Here is a 16,518-nt window from a genome sequence, read left to right as displayed (position 1 = left end):
TCACTGTCTCCCCCACTTTGTCCTAGGGAACCACTGATGACAACGGGCTTGGTCGAGACCGTGAACGCCAGCTCGACGACGGCCTCGTCCATGACCTGGAGCCCGTCGAGCAGAAACTGTGGGTTGAAGCCGGTGGTGATGTCCTCGCCCTGGATCGTGGCCTCGATCGACTCACTCGCCTGGGCCTCGTCGCCGGAGCCGGCGTCCAGGGTGAGCGTGCCGTCGGAGAAGGCGAGCTGGACCGCGGTGTTGCGTTCGGCGACGAGAGCCACCCGCTTGAGCGACTCGATCAGGGCGGCCTTGTCGACCGTCGCGGTTGTCTGGTGCTCGTTGGGGAACAGGCTGCGGACCTTGGGGAACTCGCCGTCGAGCAAGCGGGTCGTCGTACGACGCGTGCCGCCGGGCGCCGAGCCCTCGAAGCCGATGATCCCCTCGCCGGTGCCTCCCGCGGCCAACGCGATGGTCACCTCGCTGCCGGCGGTCAGGGAGCGTGCGGTCTCGCCCAGGACCCGCGCCGGGACCAGGGCCGCCAGGGACTCGTCGGGGCTGTTCGGGTGCCACTCCAGCTCCCGGTGGGACAACCGGAACCGGTCGGTGGCCAGCATCGAGATCGTCGAGCCGGAGATCTCGATGCGCACCCCGGTGAGCACCGGCAGCATGTCGTCACGCCCAGCCGCAGTGACCGCCTGCTGCACGGCGTGGGCGAAGACGTCGCTGGACACCGTGCCGGTGGCGGCCGGCATGTCCGGCAGCGCGGGGTAGTCCTCGACCGGCATCGTCTGCAGGCTGAACCTCGCCGAGCCGCAGGTGAGACTGACGCGGGAGCCTTCGAGGACCATCTCGACCGGCTTGGCCGGCAGGCTCCGACAGATGTCGGACAACAGCCGGCCGCTGACCAGCGCCCTGCCCTCGTCGGAGACCTCGGCGGACAAGGTGGCGCGGGCGGATGTCTCGTAGTCGAACGTCGACAGCACCAGGCCGTCGTCGCTGGCCTGGATCAGCAGCCCGGAGAGCACCGGAACGCTCGGGCGAACGGGCAGGCTGCGTGCCGCCCAGGCGACGGCATCCGCGAGTACGTCGCGGTCGACGCGGAACTTCACTTCACGGGGTCCTTCGCAAGGCTGAGGAGCGGGCGGCTCGGAGGAGAACCGCATCCTGATGACGCTGTGGGAATTCTGGACTGTGCATCCTGCCACGCGGCACCCCCACGCGGGAGTGGCGGTCGCGTTTGTCGGATTTGTCCCCAGGAAGGCCGGCGCGCAGTGGTTCTGGATCGTCGACATCCATCTCTAGGTCCGTGGGAGTAGTAGCAACGGTGGAAACTGTGGACGAACGACATCGGCCGAGGTCAGCCCCCGATTTCGTGTGCACAGGGGGTGTGCAACGAGCGGTGTGAACTCCACAGCCGGTTGTGGTGCCGGCCGGTGCGCACGTCCGCGTCGTACGCCGTTCCACAGCACCTGTGGACGACGCGCCGGGGTCTCCCACACCGCAGCCCACATCTTGCAGCCGTGTAGTTCGCTCAGGCAGACCGCGCCTGCAGCTTGACCCTGTTGGTGAGCTCGCTGACCTGGTTGAACACCGCGCGCCGCTCGGCGAGGAGCTGGTTGATCTTGCGATCGGCATACATCACCGTCGTGTGGTCGCGGTTGCCGAACTGCGCGCCGATCTTGGGCAGCGAGAGGTCGGTGAGCTCGCGGCACAGGTACATCGCGATCTGCCGGGCCATCACCAGGTGCCGGCCGCGGCTCGGGCCGGTGAGCTCGTCGATGGAGAGCCCGAAGTACGCCGCGGTCTGGGCGATGATCAGGGCCGCGGTGATCTCCGGCTCGCCGCCCTCCGGGATCAGGTCCTTCAACACGATCTCGGCCAGAGTCATGTCGACCTCCTGGCGATTCAGGTTGGCGAACGCGGTGACCCGGATCAGCGCACCCTCGAGCTCGCGGATGTTGGTCTGGATCTTGCTGGCGATGAACTCGAGCACATCGGCGGGCGCGGAGAGCCGGTCCATCGCGGCCTTCTTGCGCAGGATCGCGATGCGGGTCTCGAGGTCCGGCGGCTGCACGTCGGTGATCAGGCCCCACTCGAACCGGTTGCGCAGCCGATCCTCGAGCGCCTCGAGGCGCTTGGGCGCCCGGTCGGAGGTGAGGACGATCTGCTTGTTGGCGTTGTGGAGCGTGTTGAAGGTGTGGAAGAACTCCTCCTGGGTCTGGGTCTTGCCCTCCAGGAACTGGATGTCGTCGATCAGGAGTACGTCGACGTCGCGGTAGCGGCGCTTGAACCGGTCCTGCCGGTCGTCACGGATCGCGTTGATGAACTCGTTGGTGAACTCCTCGCTCGACACGTAGCGCACCCGGGCGCCGTTGTAGAGGGATCGGACGTAGTGGCCGATGGCGTGGAGCAGATGGGTCTTGCCCAGCCCCGAGTCGCCGTACACGAGGAGCGGGTTGTAGGCCTTGCCCGGCGCCTCGGCGACGGCCACCGCGGCGGCGTGCGGGAACCGGTTGGACGAGCCGATCACGAACGTCTCGAAGGCGTACTTGGGGTTGAGCCGGGTTTCGCCGGGCGCCGTACGGAGGGGCTCGTGCGGCATCGGCGTGGTCGAAGAGACAAGGCGATCTGTCGACATGTCGACGGATGGACTCATCGATTCATCGAGGGAGGGGGTCGGCCGGGGGCCCTCGGTGAGCGCGGGATTCACGGTGACGGCCAGCCGGATCTCGCGGCCGAACCTCATGGTCAAGGCGTCTTCCAGCTGTCCGCGCAGCCGGCCCTCGAGCTGGGTGCGCGTGAAGTCGTCCCCGACGGCGATGATCGCGGTGTTGCCGTGCCATCCGGCCGGCTCGCTGGCCTTGACCCAGGCCTGCTGGTTGGGCTGCAGCTCCTCGATGACGTGCTGCCAGGCCGCAGCCAGGTCGGCGTCGTTCTCCACAGGAAGTCCCGCTCTCTGCTCGTCGCGCATGCCCGATGGCCCGGCCGTTGGAGGGCCACCGGTTCCACAGGTTTGTCCACACCTTGTGAACGTTGTTGCCTCCTTGTGGAAACAACCCGTCGAGACGCTCACAGTTGACCTACAGATGCAGGATCACCGCAGGTCAGAGACCCATTGGGGTCCGCTGCCGACGGTGCCGACGCAGCTGCGGGGAAGGGCCGAACCGAACGCGGGGAAACTCGACGAGGTCCGAACATAACCCTGGTCGCGACCGCCCGGCAAGGCGCTATCCACAGGTTCTGAGGCGTGCTCGAGCGCCTGATTTGACCTCACCGAGACGCCCCGCGTACCGTTTCTCGGTCACCCGGTGTCGACGGGTGCCGCATGTCCATGCCGCCGGCGGTCCCGTACGGGCGAAACCGCTACGTTGCATGGGTGGGCGGTGCTGGCCGAAACCACGGACTCTTGGGTTCCGATCAGCCCCGTCCGACGCATCGGACGGTCTGGCCGAACGAGCCGGCGTGACCGTCCCTGACCCCATCGGAGAGAACCGTGAGCAAGCGTACGTACCAGCCGAACAACCGCCGCCGTCACAAGGTGCACGGATTCCGGCTGCGCATGCGCACCCGCGCCGGGCGCTCCATCCTGTCTGCGCGTCGCCGCAAGGGCCGCAAGAGCCTCGCGGTCTGAGCCCCCGGCTCGACCGACCTCGTGACCTCGCGTCCGTGCTCCCGGCGCCGCACCGCCTCACCCACGGCGATGACCTGCGCCGTGTCTCACGCGACGGGCAACGCAGCGGGAGCGACACCCTGGTGGTGCACCTGCTCACTCGTGTTGCCGAGTCGCCCGGCACCGCGCGCGCCCCGGCGCGGGTCGGTTTCGTGGTCAGCCGCGCCGTGGGGAACTCCGTCCTCCGTCATCGTGTCCAACGTCGGCTCCGGCACCTGTGCCGCGACCGCCTTGACGAGCTTCCGCTCGGGAGCGAGCTCGTCGTGCGCGCCCTCGCGCCGGCCGGGCGCGCGACGTACCAGGAACTCGGCGCCGACCTGGACCGTTGTCTCCAACGGGCCCTCGACCAGCGGCCCGGGACGGTGAGCTGACCAGATGCGCTACCCCCTCATCGGCTTGCTCCGGCTGTACCGCTTCTTCATCAGTCCCCTCTACGGCCAGGTGTGCCGCTACCACCCGTCCTGCTCGGCGTACGCGCTCGAGGCAGTCACGGAGTACGGCGCTCTCCGCGGTTCCTGGCTGGCCGCCCGCCGACTGCTCCGCTGCCACCCGTGGGCGGCCGGCGGCTACGACCCGGTGCCGTCCCGCACCCCCACTCAAGGAGCCTGACCCGTGTCGCTCGGCGAAATCGGCCACTTCCTCCTGACGCCGCTCTACTACGCGATCTCGGCGGTGTTGATCGCCTGGCACTGGCTGTTCAGCCTGGTCCTGCCCTACGACAGCGGTGCGTCGTGGGTCCTGTCGATCATCGGCCTGACCGTGGTCGTGCGCGCTGCGCTGATCCCCCTGTTCGTCAAGCAGATCAACGCCAGCCGGAACATGCAGCTGATCCAGCCCAAGGTCAAGGAGCTGCAGAAGAAGTACGGCCACGACCGGGAGAAGCTGGCCCAGGAGACGATGGCGCTCTACCGCGAGAGCGGTACCAACCCCTTCGCCTCCTGCCTACCGCTCCTGGTGCAGTCCCCGATCTTCATCGCGCTGTTCCGCCTGATCGACCAGGCGGCGAAGCACGACCAGGCGAACGGCCTCCTCACCTCGCAGGCGGCCTTCAGCCTGGGCCACGCCAAGTTGTTCGGGACCATCCCGATCAGTGCGACGTTCCTCAACAACGACGGACTGTGGCAGGTCAAGCTCCTGGCCGCGCTGCTCGTGGTGGCGATGACGGCGACCACGTTCACCACGCAGCGCCAGCTGATGACCAAGAACATGCCGTCGGATGCCATGACCGGCCCGTACGCACAGCAGCAGAAGATGTTGCTCTACGTGCTGCCGGTGGTCTTCGCGGTCGGTGGCATCGCGTTCCCGATCGGCGTGCTCGTCTACTGGACCACCACCAACGTGTGGACGATGGGTCAGCAGTTCTACGTGATCCGTCGCAATCCTGCACCGGGCACCCCGGCGTTCGAGGCGAAGCAGATGCGTGATCGGGCCAAGGGGGTCGTCGTCGTCGACCCGGCGCCGGACGACACACCGGCGGACGAGGCCCCCAAGCAACCGCGTCCGCCGCGGCAGCAGCCGAAGCGGCAGACGAAGCAGCAGCGCAAGCGCTCCAGCGGCCCCAAGCCCAGGGGCGCGGAGAAGGACGACGGCACGAGCGAGGGGAAGACGGCATGAGCGAGACCGAGCAGAGCGACGACACCCAGCTCCAGGAGGAGGTCAGGGTCGCGGAGGGAGCGGAGGAAGCCGCCGCCACGGACGAGGGTGAGACCTCCACGCTCGAGGACCGGCTCGAGCACGAGGGCGACATCGCGGCCGACTACCTCGAGGAGCTGCTCGACATCGCCGACCTCGACGGCGACCTGGACATGGATGTCGAGGGTGAACGTGCGGTGGTCTCGATCGTCGGCGCCGACCTCCAGCAGCTGGTGGGCGAGAACGGCGCGACGCTCGACGCGCTCCAGGAGCTGACCCGGCTGGCGGTCTATCGCGAGACCGGGGAGCGGTCGCGACTCATGCTGGACATCTCGGGCCATCGTGCGGCGCGTCGGCGGGAGCTCGAAGCGCTGGCCGCCGACACCGCCGCACAGGTGAAGGAGTCCGGGGAGCGCGCGGCATTGCGTCCGATGACGCCGTTCGAACGCAAGGTCGTGCACGACGCCGTGGCCGCCGCCGGCCTGTCCTCGGAGTCCGAGGGCGTGGAGCCTCGGCGATACGTGGTGGTCCTGCCTGCCTGATGGCCGATGTTTCACGTGAAACGGTCCCGGCCCCGGATCCGGCGGTCGCCGCGCAGGTCTTCGCACCCGGTCGGCTGGCCCTGCTCGAGCGCTACGCCGGTCTGCTGGCCACCGAGGGCGTCACCCGCGGCCTGATCGGACCGCGGGAGGTGCCGCGTCTGTGGGACCGACACCTGCTCAACTGCGGTCTGCTCGCTCCCCTCATTCCGGACGGCGCGACGGTCGCCGATCTCGGCTCGGGGGCCGGCCTGCCCGGAGTGGTGCTCGCGATCGCACGGCCGGACCTGACGGTGACCCTGGTCGAGCCGATGGCACGACGGGTGGGCTTCCTGGACGAGGTCCGTGCCGCGCTGCAGCTGCCGAACGTCGAGGTCGTCCGTGCCCGGGCCGAGCGCTGGCCTGAGAGCGGGCGCTTCGATGTCGTCACCGCGCGCGCCCTGGCGGCCCTGCCGAAGCTGCTGGCCTGGTGCCTGCCCCTGGTCGCCGAGCACGGGGAGCTGCTGGCCATGAAAGGGTCGTCGGCACAGGACGAGATCGTGGCGGCCGCCCCAGAGCTCCGGCGTTGGCGAGCCCGCGCCGAGGTGGTGACGTCATCGGTCCCGGGGTCCTCGGTGACCACGGTGGTACGGGTGGTACGGCAGCCCGGGACGGCGATAGGTTGACGAGCGGCGAGCGCTCGCCGGGAGCGAAGGGAACACGCGTGACTCAGGACCCGACCGCGGGGGCGGTGAGCGAGGCCGGAACCGACCTCGGATGGCCGGATGAGGGGCCAGAGGTGAATCGGGATTCAAAGTTTTCCACCGGGCTGGGGTGGCCCGCTGAGCGTGCGCATCCACAGGAAGACCCCAGTTTTCCACAGTCCACGGTGACTAGCCCGATCGGCGGCGAGGGCATCGTCGTTTCACGTGAAACCACCGGGGACGCCATCGGTTCGGCGTACTCGGAGGTCCACGAGGAGGCCCCGCCGGACCCCATACCCAAGGCCGACAGCGCGGTCGCCCGGGCCCGAGTGATTCGGACAGCGGGCGACTTCGCCAGGGTGGCGGCCCGGTTGGACGACGGCAACACCCCGCTGGCACGGATGGCGGAGGACACGGTGCGAGCCCGGCAGGAGGCCGCCAACCGGCCACCGATGCCGCGCCCGGAGGCGACCAGGATCGTCGTGGTCGCCAACCAGAAGGGTGGGGTCGGCAAGACCACGACCACCGTGAACGTCGCGGCCGCACTGGCCCAGCTCGGGCAGCGGGTGCTGGTGATCGACCTGGACCCGCAAGGCAACGCGTCGACGGCGCTCGGCGTCGAGCACCAACGCGGCGTGCCCTCGGCGTACGACGCACTGGTCGACGGGGACGAGCTGGCCGGCCTGGTCTCCCCGGTGCCGGACCTCCCGCGGCTCGAGGTCGTCCCGGCGACGATCGACCTGGCCGGCGCCGAGATCGAGCTGGTCAGCCTCGTCGCCCGCGAGAACCGGTTGCGCAAGGCGGTGATCGGCCACCCGCGCGTCGGCTCCGCCGAGGACGTCGGGGAGGACCGCTACGACTACGTGTTCGTCGACTGCCCGCCGTCGCTGGGCCTGTTGACGCTCAACGCACTGGTCGCCGGCGACGAGATGCTGATCCCGATCCAGGCGGAGTACTACGCGCTGGAAGGCCTCGGGCAGCTGCTCGAGACCGTCGAGATGGTCAAGGCGCATCTCAACCCACGCCTGGTCGTCTCCACCATCATCGTCACGATGTACGACGGGCGCACCCGGCTGGCCGCGGGTGTGGCGCAGGAGGTGCGCGAGCACTTCGGCGACGAGGTGCTGAAGACGGCGATCCCGCGGTCGGTGCGGGTCTCGGAGGCGCCGTCGTACGGCCAGACGGTGATGACCTACGATCCCGCGTCACCGGGCGCGCTCTCCTACCTCGAGGCGGCTCGCGAGATCGCCCGGAAGGGGGCACCCCGATGACACAGGACCGGCAGCGCCGAGGCCTGGGCCGTGGTCTGGGCTCGCTGATCCCGACCGGGCCGGCGCACACGGAGGAGCCCGCCCGGGCCGGGGCGGCCACCGACACCGAGCTCCCACCCGTCCCGGCAGGCGCCTACTTCGCCGAGCTTGCGATCTCCGAGGTCTCCCCGAACCAGGTGCAGCCGCGCCAGGTCTTCGAGGAGGAGGCGATGGCCGAGCTGGTCCACTCGATCAACGAGGTCGGCCTGCTGCAGCCGGTGGTGGTCCGGCGCACCGGCGACACGTCGTACGAGCTGGTGATGGGGGAGCGTCGATGGCGGGCGGCGCAAGAGGCGGGCCTCGACACGATCCCCGCGATCGTCCGCCAGACCGACGACGTCGACATGCTGCGCGACGCCCTCCTGGAGAATCTCCACCGGTCGCAGCTGAACCCGCTGGAGGAAGCGGCCGCCTACCAGCAGCTGCTCGAGGACTTCTCCTGCACCCACGACGAGCTGGCCTCGCGGATCGGCCGATCGCGTCCGCAGATCAGCAACACGATCCGGCTGCTCAAGCTGTCTCCGGCCGTCCAGCGCCGGGTCGCCGCCGGCGTCATCTCGGCCGGCCACGCCCGGTCGCTGCTGGCGGTCGAGGACCCCGATCTCCAGGACCGCCTCGCGGCTCGCGTCGTCTCCGAGGGCATCAGCGTGCGTGGTCTGGAGGAGATCGTCGCGGTCGGCGAGACCGCCAGCAAGGACACGCAGGTACGCCGTCGCAAGCCCACCGCACCCGGCCTCCAGGACCTCGCGGACCGGCTGTCCGACCGGCTCGAGACCCGGGTCAAGGTCGACCTCGGCCAGCGCAAGGGGAGGATCACCGTCGAGTTCGCGTCGCTCGACGACCTGCGCCGGATCGTCGACATCATGGACCCGCGCAACCGGACCGACCGCCCGATCTAACCGGTTGATCGATCTAGCGATATGTCGACAAATCGACGTGTCGACTGATCGAGAAGGACACGTTTACGCAGGTCAGCGCGCCTGCGTGGCTCGTCGTTCGGCCCGGCGCAGGCGCTCGTCTGCGTCCAGTCGGGCCGCCTCCTCGAGGGTCGGCGCCGACCCGCCGTACGACGCGGGGAGCCACCAGGCACCGTCCTCGTGCTGGGGATAGGAGCGGATCGCGTCATCCAGGAGGCCTTGCAGCGCGAGCTTGAGCTCAGCCGTCCGGGCGATCGGGTCGGCCCCATCGGGGACCATCGGCGCACCGACGCGGATCGAGATCGCGGTGCCCCGCGAGAGGTCCCGGTCGTGGTCCTTGGTCATCAGTCGCTGGGTGCCCCAGAGCACGAGCGGCACCAGAGGGACGCCGGCGGACGCCGCGATCCGGACGGCTCCGGTCTTCAGCTCCTTGATCTCCATGGCCCTCGAGATCGTGGCTTCAGGGAAGATCCCGACCAGCTCGCCGTCGGCCAAGAGGCGCTCGGCCACGGCCAGGGACGACTCCCCGTCGGCCCGGTCGACCTCGATGTGGCCACAGGCCCGCATCACCGGGCCGCTGACCCGATGGTCGAACAGCTCGCGCTTGGCCATGAAGCGCACCCGTCGTCCGAGCCGGTCCGGGGCGACGCCGCCGTAGATGAAGTCGACGTACCCGACGTGGTTGACCGCGAGCAGCGCGCCCCCGGTGAGCGGCAGGTGCTCGAGCCCGCAGATGTCGATGCGCTGACCGAGTGCCGCGAAGCCGAGCTTCGCGATCCGGATGATCGAGGAGTACACGAGCTCGGCCACGTCAGGCTCCTGCGCGTCGGGTCGCGAGGAAGTCGGCGATCCGGCCGATCGCCTCGGCCAGCACGTCGACGTCGGGCAACGTCACGAGCCGGAAGTGGTCGGGGTCGAACCAGTTGAACCCGGTGCCGTGGGTGACCAGGATCCGCTTGGCGCGGAGCAGGTCGAGTACGAACGACTCGTCGTCGTCGATCGGGTAGACCTGGGGGTCGAGTCGCGGAAAGCAGTACAGGGCGCCCCGCGGGCGCACGGAGGTGACGCCCGGGATCTCGTTGAGCAGGCGGTCGGCCAGCATCGTCTGCTCGTGGAAGCGGCCGCCGGGCACGATCAGGTCGTGGATCGACTGGTAACCCCCGAGAGCGGTCTGGATCGCGTGCTGGGCGGGCACGTTGGCGCACATCCGCATGTTCGCGATCAGGGTGAGGCCCTCGAGGAAGTCGGTCGCCAGCTCCAGGGGGCCGGAGATCATCACCCAGCCGGCCCGGTAGCCGCAGACGCGGTAGGCCTTGGAGAGGCCGCTGAAGGTCAGGCACAGCACGTCGTCACCGGCGTACGACGCGGCGTGGTGATGCACCGCGTCGTCGTACAGGACCTTCTCGTAGATCTCGTCTGCCATCACGACCAGGTCGTGGCGGCGGGCGATGTCGACCAGGCCCCGGACCGTGTCCGCGCTGTAGACGGCGCCCGTGGGGTTGTTGGGGTTGATGATGACGATGGCGTGCGTGTGCTCGGTGATCTTCGACTCGATATCGGCCAGGTCGGGGTCCCAGCCGTTGCTCTCGTCGCACCGGTAGTGCACCGGGGTGCCGCCGGACAGCGTGACCGCGCCGGTCCACAGCGGGTAGTCGGGAGCCGGCACCAAGATCTCGTTCCCGTCGTCGACGAATGCCTGGAGCACCATCGAGATCAGCTCCGAGACGCCGTTGCCGATGAAGACGTCGTCGACCGTGACGTCGCGCAGGCCGCGCTCCTGGTAGTAGTGGGCGACCGCCGTACGGGCGGGGTAGATGCCCTGGCTGTCGCTGTACCCCTGGGCCTCGGGCAGGTGGTGCACGACGTCGGCGACGATCGCGTCCGGCGCCTCGAACCCGAACGGCGCGGGGTTGCCGATGTTCAGCTTCAGGATCCGATGGCCCTCGGCCTCCAGGCGCTGAGCCTCGACCAGGATCGGTCCACGGACGTCGTACCGCACATGCTGCAGCTTCTGGCTCTGGCGGATCCGACGCACGCATCCATCCTCCCAGCCACCGCCACGCGCCTACGATGGTGTCCGCAGCCGTGCACTCGACACGTGTCCGGGAGGAGCCCATGTCGCGCAAGGTCGTCAGGATGACGCTGGACCACCTGGCCGAGCTCGATGCGCCCTGCCGCGAGTGCGTCTTCTGGGAGCTCGACCCGGTACGCCGCGGCCGCGTGGACGAGCCGGCCGCCGAGAAGGAGGCCTGGATGTCGGCGGTCCTGCGCGACTGGGGCTCGTGCGGCCGCGTGGTGCTCGTGGACGACCGCGCTGTGGGCTACGCGCTCTACGCGCCGCCGGCGTACCTCCCCGGTGCCGGCGCCTTCCCGACCGCTCCGGTCTCCTCCGACTCCGTCCTCCTGTCCGCCGTGTACGTCGAGCCCGACGCCCGCGGCGGAGGGCTGGGGCGGATGCTCGTGCAGGGAATGGCCCGCGACCTGATCGAGCGCGGTGGGATCGGTGCGGTCGAGGCCTTCGGCGACACCCGCGGGCCGGGTCGGCCGGGAGCGCGCAGCTGCGTCAACCCCGTGGACTTCCTGACCAGCGTGGGGTTCAAGACCCAGCGAGCGCACGCGACCACCCCGCGGATGCGGATGGACCTCCGCACGACTGTGACGTGGCGCGAGGAGCTGGAGGGGGCGCTGGAGCGATTGCTCGGGGCCGTGCGCCCGGCGCCCAAGACCACGGCCGACCATCCGCGTACGACGACGCGGGGGTGAGGATCGCCGTCGGTGTCACCGCTGAAGCGGTGAATCCGACGGTTCCGGCGGTGCCACGGCCAGGGAGCATCAGGAAGGGCCAGGAACCCCGGTCATCGGCCGAGCCCGGAGACGGCGAAGGGCGGGCGAGCATCTCTGCTCGCCCGCCCGTCGTACGGATCAGTCTGGCTCGCCGATCAGGCGATGAACTCCTCGAGCTCGCGCAGCAGGGCGGCCTTGGGGCGGGCCCCCACGATCGACTTCACGACCTCACCGCCCTGGTAGACGTTGATGGTCGGGATGCCGTTCACGCGGTAGGACGAGGGGACGACGGGGTTCTCGTCGACGTTCATCTTCACGAACGTGATCTTGTCGCCGTGCTCGTTCGCGAGCTCGTCGAGGATCGGGGACACCTGACGACACGGACCGCACCACTCGGCCCAGAAGTCGACCAGGACCGGTTTGTCGGACTTCAGCACCGTCGTCTCGAAGTCGGCGTCGGTGACGGCAGGCAGGTTCGCCACGGGAGTTCCTTCCATCTAGATGTGGTCGGCACCCCTCGTCGGGGGTGTCAACTCGTACAACATCATGCCGCCGACCGTTGTTCCCCCGGCGGAGGCGCGGCTGGTGGTTGGCCGATCACTCAGACCGAGGCGGTGACCGGCTCGGTCGTGGGCTGGCCAGCGGTCGCCTGGTCGAGGTCGGCGAGGTACCGCTCGGCGTCCAGAGCCGCGGCGCAGCCGGTGCCGGCGGCGGTGACCGCCTGGCGGTAGTGGTGGTCGACCAGGTCGCCGCAGGCGAAGACCCCGGCCAGGTTGGTCGCCGTGGCGGGGTGGTTGACCACGACGTACCCGTCGTCGAGGTCGACCTGGCCCTCCAGCAGCTCCGAGCGCGGGTCGTGGCCGATCGCGATGAACAGCCCGGTGACCGGGAGCTCGCTCTTGGTGCCGTCGACGGTGCTGCGCAGGGTGATCGACTCCAGCTTCTCGTTGCCGTGGATCGCGGCGACCTCGGAATCCCAGATGATCTCCAGCTTCGGGTCCGCGAACGCCCGCTCCTGCATGATCTTCGAGGCCCGCAGCTCGCCACGGCGGTGGATCATCGTGACCTTGCTGCCGAAGCGGGTCAGGAACGTCGCCTCCTCCACGGCCGAGTCGCCCCCGCCGACGACGGCGATGTGCTGGTCGCGGAAGAAGAATCCGTCACACGTGGCACACCACGAGACGCCGCGGCCGGAGAGCTCCTCCTCGCGCGGCAGCCCCAGCTTGCGGTACGCCGAGCCCGTAGCCAGGATCACGGCCTGGGCGGAGTAGGTGTCGGTGGCGGTGCTGACGGTCTTGATCTCGCCGGTGAGATCCATCGACACGATGTCGTCGGAGACCAGCTCCGCGCCGAACCGCTCGGCCTGGGCGCGCATCTCGTCCATCAGCGCCGGGCCCATGATCCCGTCGCGGAAGCCCGGGAAGTTCTCGACCTCGGTGGTGTTCATCAGGGCGCCGCCGGCGGTCACCGAGCCCTCGAAGACCAGGGGGTGCAACGACGCACGCGCGGCGTACACCGCAGCGGTGTAACCGGCCGGGCCGGACCCGACGATGATGACGTTGCGGACGTCCTGCGTGGACTGCGTCATGGATGAACTGCTCCCAGCTGCCGGTCAGGGTCTGGTCGGGCCACCGGCGGGACGTCACGACCAAGATGTAGAACGCATCGTAGGCGAGCCGGATTCCCTGGTCAGCCCGCTCGCTCACGGCGCGGGGAGCGTGGTCGAGCGCACGGGTCGTGGGTTGCCGCAGATGTACAGGTCGACGACCTGGGAGCTGCCCTCCACGTGCCGGTACACCAGCGCTGCTGGCGCCAGCTGGTACTCCGCAGGCACCGTGGACGCACTCTGGGGGACAGCGAGGCAGGAGGTGCCACCGGTGGCCATGTTGGTGCTCGTCTCGTTGAGGAGGCGGCGCCCGGCGAGTGCGTCGGCGGAGAAGTGCTGGGGTCGGACGACCAGCCGACCGTTCCGCAGGTGAGCCTTGCCTCCCTGGATGGCCTGGGGCGTGAGGGCTTGCTTGTTGGAGTTGCCGGTGTCACCGAACTCGCTGGAGGCCCCGGAGTTGTCCTCCGCCGCGGTGGCGGCCGAGGAGCCGCTCGAGCCCACATGCACGTGCGGGGCGATCACCACGCCGCCCACGACGATGGCCGCGGCGGCGACCAGCAGCCCGGCGGCCCTACGCCGGCGGTCGGCGGCGATCGGGATCACCTCGGCGGCGGGCGGGTGCGGTCTCGCGGCGGGCGCCGCGTCCGCGGTGTCGCGAAGACCTGCCAGGACGGCGTCCATCCGGGTCGCGACGTCGTCCGGCATCGGGTCGACGTGCCTGGCGTCGGCGAGCAGGCGGCGTACCTCCGCGATCTCGGCCGAGTCCTCGGACTCGGGAGAGTCGGGACGATCGGTCACGGGGCACCTCCTTCGCCGGCGTTGCTGGATGTCGGGGTGGGTTTCGGGGGAACAGGGATCGGACGGGTGGCGGCGGCGTCCGGTTCCGGGTGAGCCGGGTCACCTGGCGGTCCGGTCGCGGCCAACCGATCACGGAGCAACCTCGCCAGGCGTTCGCGCCCGCGCGCGCAGCGAGACTTCACGGTGCCCTCCGCGCAGTCCAGCATCACCGCCACCTCGGCGACGGCGTACCCCTCCATGTCGACCAGGACCAGCGCGGCCCGCTGCTCGGCGGGCAGGGTCGCGAGTGCAGCGAGCAGGGCGCGACGGCGGTCATCGGCGATGGCGGCCTGCTCGGGGTCCTCGCGGTCGCCGGTGGCCGTGCGCACCGAGCCCCGGCCGCCGGGCTCGTCGAGGTCGTCGGGCAGGGCCTCGGTACGGCGTACCTTCGCGGCCCGGATCCGGTCGAGGCAGGCGTTGACCACTACCCGGTGCAGCCACGTGGTGACGGCCGCGTCGCCGCGGAAGCTCTCCGCGCGGCGGTACGCCGAGATCAGCCCGTCCTGCAGGCCGTCGGCGGCGTCGTGCGGGTTCCCCATGGTGCGCAGCGCGACCGCCCACAGGCGGTCGCGGTGGCGGGTGAACAGGCGTGCGAAGGCGTCGGGGTCGCCGGCGACGTGGGCGGCGAGCAGCTCGGCGTCGGTGGGCTCCTCGTCATTCACCCTTGACCACCGCTTCGGCGATACCGCCCTGGAAGCCTCCGCCGGGCACCGCCGGGAGCTTGGTCAGCCAGACCACGACGTAGCGACCGGTGACCGGCTGGTCGAACGAGACGGTGCCCTTGGTACCGGTGACGACGATGCTGCCCGAGACCTTGAGCCCGTCGAGGTTGGCCGGGTTGGTGGGCGAGACGTAGATGCTGACGGAGGTGGGCGAGCCCACGGTGGTCAGGTCGACCTCGCTCACATCGTGGCTCGCCCCGAGGTCGAGGACGAGCCCCACCCCGGTCTTGAGCCCGGCCGGGCCGAACTGCTGGATGTAGCGCAGCGTCGTCCACGCGGTGCCGGCGTCACCGTCGACGGCGAGCGCGGCCTCCTGGGGGTTCTCGCCGTTGCCGCTCTGTGGGTCGAAGTCGCGCGCCGTGACGCCGGTGATGGACGTGGCCGAGGGAGTTCCCGAGGAGCTGGGCGACTTGCTCGGCCCCTGGGTGGTGTCCTCCTTGGTGGTGCCCAGCGGGGTCTTGCCGCGGCCGAGGTTGAAGGCGATCACGCAGGCCACCAGGACCAGCAGGCAGGCCGCGATGATGCCCGCGAGACGCAGCATGCTGGTGCCGGGCGCGGGCCGGCCGTCCTCCTCGTCCTCGTCGACGTACGCCGGGAGGACGCCGCTGCCGGTGCCCACGCCGGTGCCGGTGCTCTCCCACGGCCAGAACCCACCACCGCCGGCGCCGTGGGTGACCGGCGCGGACCGGGGTCGGCGTACCGGCTCGCCGTCCTCGGGGTCGGGAGCGAAGAGCGGGCGCTCGGGCGGCGGGTCGAAGGCCGGAGGCGGTGCCGGCTTCTCGGTGTGGTGGCGTAGCCACTCCACCTCGTCGGTGTCCTCGTGGAAGATCGGCATCCCGGCCTGGGTGGCCAGGGCGTCCTCGGTCGCCGCCTCATCGGCCGCCTCGGCGCCGTCCGGTACGTCGCTGACCTCGCCCTGGTGGGCCCCGCCCGTCTCGGCGGCCGGAGGCTCGGCCTCCCGCGGAGGCGGATCGGGCAGCGGCGGCAGGACGACGGTCCCTTCGCCACGCTTGGCGTGCTCGATGCGGGCGAGCCAGGCCTCGGCAGCCGCCGCGGACGGGCCGAGGAAGTCGCTCAGCGAGTCGGCGAGCATCGCCGCGGTGACCTCGGTCTCGCCGCCGTGGTTGAGCACGTGGTCGCACAGGGAGTCGAGGGTGCGGGGGATGCCCGCGCGCACCTGGCGAGGTCGCAGCACGTGGCCGTGGGATGACGGGGCAGGGTGCACCGCCGACCGGCTGACCCCGGCCCACTTCCCGGTCATCGCGGCGTACAGGAGCCCGACCAGGTCGGCGATGTCGGTGGAGATGCGGCCGGCCGGCAGGCCGTGCAGGGCGGCGTCGACGGCGAAGCCGATCAGCCTGACCGCGCCGTCGGTGTCGATCAGGACGTTCTCGGGCACCAGGCGCCCGTGGGCGACCTGGGCGTCGTGGGCGAGGGCGAGCGTGTCGGCGACCTCCGCGATGATCCACGCCGCCACCGTGGGGGAGAGCGGGCCGACGTCGGCGAGCAGGATGTCGAGGCTGGTGCCCGAGCCCCACTCGTTGACCACGAAGCAGCGCTCGTCCGCCTCGTCGATGTCCAGCACCCGGAGCATCCGGCGGTCGAGCACGGTGGCCGAGGTGCGGGCCGCCGCGCGGAGCATTGGAGCCCTCTCGTCGTCGCAGGCGATGATGTGGACCGCGACGTCGCGCTGGAGCACCGAGTCGAAGGCGCGCCAGAACCGCCCACCCTCGCTCTCGGTGAGCAGGTCGGTCAGTCGGTATCGGTCGGCGAGCACGTCGCCGGGCCGGGTGTGCCCTTGCACCAATCCCCCTCGCGTCGCTCGCT

At 70.2% G+C, this 16,518-nt stretch carries 18 protein-coding genes; 9 read left to right on the top strand and 9 right to left on the bottom strand.

Features of this window, described 5'->3' with window-relative positions:
- Together dnaN and dnaA are read right to left on the bottom strand one after the other, a co-directional pair.
- Window positions 1-1,100: DNA polymerase III subunit beta (gene dnaN, locus VGJ24_RS09465; protein WP_331500300.1), on the bottom strand; the 1,100-nt coding region annotated here is incomplete at its 3' end.
- 422 nt (window positions 1,101-1,522) lie between these two features.
- Window positions 1,523-2,962: a chromosomal replication initiator protein DnaA gene (gene dnaA / locus VGJ24_RS09460; protein ID WP_331500299.1), complete on the bottom strand. Its 1,440-nt coding sequence runs from the start codon at window positions 2,960-2,962 to the stop codon at window positions 1,523-1,525.
- 522 nt (window positions 2,963-3,484) lie between these two features.
- Here dnaA and rpmH point away from each other — a divergent pair.
- The 8 genes from rpmH to VGJ24_RS09420 all read left to right on the top strand — a co-directional run bounded on the left by rpmH (window position 3,485) and on the right by VGJ24_RS09420 (window position 8,724).
- A complete protein-coding gene (gene rpmH, locus VGJ24_RS09455; RefSeq protein ID WP_135267396.1) occupies window positions 3,485-3,622 on the top strand; it encodes a 50S ribosomal protein L34 in 138 nt (45 codons plus the stop codon).
- 35 nt (window positions 3,623-3,657) lie between these two features.
- Window positions 3,658-4,032 carry a ribonuclease P protein component gene (gene rnpA, locus VGJ24_RS09450; RefSeq protein ID WP_331500298.1) on the top strand — a complete coding sequence of 125 codons (375 nt, stop codon included), beginning with the start codon at window positions 3,658-3,660 and terminating at the stop codon, window positions 4,030-4,032.
- Window positions 4,033-4,036: 4 nt separating this feature from the next.
- Entirely contained in the window at window positions 4,037-4,270 is a 234-nt protein-coding gene (gene yidD / locus VGJ24_RS09445; RefSeq protein WP_331500297.1) for a membrane protein insertion efficiency factor YidD, read from the top strand.
- Between the two features lie 3 nt (window positions 4,271-4,273).
- The gene (gene yidC / locus VGJ24_RS09440) at window positions 4,274-5,275 is read left to right on the top strand and encodes a membrane protein insertase YidC (RefSeq protein ID WP_331500296.1); all 1,002 of its coding nucleotides are present in this window, start codon (window positions 4,274-4,276) and stop codon (window positions 5,273-5,275) included.
- Window positions 5,272-5,835: a protein jag gene (locus VGJ24_RS09435; protein WP_331500295.1), complete on the top strand. Its 564-nt coding sequence runs from the start codon at window positions 5,272-5,274 to the stop codon at window positions 5,833-5,835. Before yidC ends, VGJ24_RS09435 begins: the two co-directional genes overlap by 4 nt.
- Window positions 5,835-6,497 carry a 16S rRNA (guanine(527)-N(7))-methyltransferase RsmG gene (gene rsmG / locus VGJ24_RS09430; protein WP_331500294.1) on the top strand — a complete coding sequence of 221 codons (663 nt, stop codon included), beginning with the start codon at window positions 5,835-5,837 and terminating at the stop codon, window positions 6,495-6,497. Before VGJ24_RS09435 ends, rsmG begins: the two co-directional genes overlap by 1 nt.
- Window positions 6,498-6,700: 203 nt before the next feature.
- Window positions 6,701-7,786, top strand: coding sequence for a ParA family protein (locus VGJ24_RS09425; protein WP_331500293.1), 1,086 nt, complete (start codon window positions 6,701-6,703; stop codon window positions 7,784-7,786).
- Entirely contained in the window at window positions 7,783-8,724 is a 942-nt protein-coding gene (locus VGJ24_RS09420; protein ID WP_331500292.1) for a ParB/RepB/Spo0J family partition protein, read from the top strand. The genes VGJ24_RS09425 and VGJ24_RS09420 overlap by 4 nt, the downstream gene beginning before the upstream one ends.
- 72 nt (window positions 8,725-8,796) lie before the next feature.
- Here VGJ24_RS09420 and VGJ24_RS09415 read toward each other — a convergent pair whose 3' ends face one another.
- Both VGJ24_RS09415 and VGJ24_RS09410 read right to left on the bottom strand, forming a co-directional pair.
- Window positions 8,797-9,552, bottom strand: a complete 756-nt coding sequence (locus VGJ24_RS09415; protein WP_331500291.1) for a lysophospholipid acyltransferase family protein — start codon at window positions 9,550-9,552, stop codon at window positions 8,797-8,799.
- Between the two features lies 1 nt (window position 9,553).
- The gene (locus VGJ24_RS09410) at window positions 9,554-10,777 is read right to left on the bottom strand and encodes a pyridoxal phosphate-dependent aminotransferase (RefSeq protein WP_331500290.1); all 1,224 of its coding nucleotides are present in this window, start codon (window positions 10,775-10,777) and stop codon (window positions 9,554-9,556) included.
- An 80-nt stretch (window positions 10,778-10,857) separates the two neighbouring features.
- Here VGJ24_RS09410 and VGJ24_RS09405 point away from each other — a divergent pair, with 80 nt between their 5' ends.
- On the top strand, window positions 10,858-11,505 hold the full coding sequence (locus tag VGJ24_RS09405) for a GNAT family N-acetyltransferase (RefSeq protein ID WP_331500288.1): 648 nt from the start codon (window positions 10,858-10,860) through the stop codon (window positions 11,503-11,505).
- Between the two features lie 176 nt (window positions 11,506-11,681).
- Here VGJ24_RS09405 and trxA read toward each other — a convergent pair whose 3' ends face one another.
- From trxA to VGJ24_RS09380, 5 genes are all read right to left on the bottom strand, one after another.
- Window positions 11,682-12,023, bottom strand: coding sequence for a thioredoxin (gene trxA / locus VGJ24_RS09400; protein WP_331500287.1), 342 nt, complete (start codon window positions 12,021-12,023; stop codon window positions 11,682-11,684).
- A gap of 104 nt (window positions 12,024-12,127) precedes the next feature.
- Window positions 12,128-13,114, bottom strand: coding sequence for a thioredoxin-disulfide reductase (gene trxB / locus VGJ24_RS09395; protein WP_331500286.1), 987 nt, complete (start codon window positions 13,112-13,114; stop codon window positions 12,128-12,130).
- Window positions 13,115-13,228: 114 nt separating this feature from the next.
- Complete coding sequence (locus tag VGJ24_RS09390; protein WP_331500285.1) at window positions 13,229-13,930, bottom strand: hypothetical protein; 702 nt, start codon at window positions 13,928-13,930, stop codon at window positions 13,229-13,231.
- Window positions 13,927-14,631: an RNA polymerase sigma factor SigM gene (gene sigM, locus VGJ24_RS09385; protein WP_331500284.1), complete on the bottom strand. Its 705-nt coding sequence runs from the start codon at window positions 14,629-14,631 to the stop codon at window positions 13,927-13,929. The genes VGJ24_RS09390 and sigM overlap by 4 nt, the downstream gene beginning before the upstream one ends.
- Window positions 14,624-16,495: a protein kinase family protein gene (locus VGJ24_RS09380; RefSeq protein WP_331500283.1), complete on the bottom strand. Its 1,872-nt coding sequence runs from the start codon at window positions 16,493-16,495 to the stop codon at window positions 14,624-14,626. The genes sigM and VGJ24_RS09380 overlap by 8 nt, the downstream gene beginning before the upstream one ends.
- Window positions 16,496-16,518: the final 23 nt, after the last annotated feature.

Origin of the sequence: Nocardioides sp., assembly GCF_036493135.1 — a bacterium.
In the GTDB taxonomy this organism is placed as follows: Bacteria; Actinomycetota; Actinomycetes; order Propionibacteriales; family Nocardioidaceae; genus Nocardioides.
Note: the sequence above shows the minus strand (reverse complement) of the source record. Positions and strands in the feature narration are given on the sequence as shown.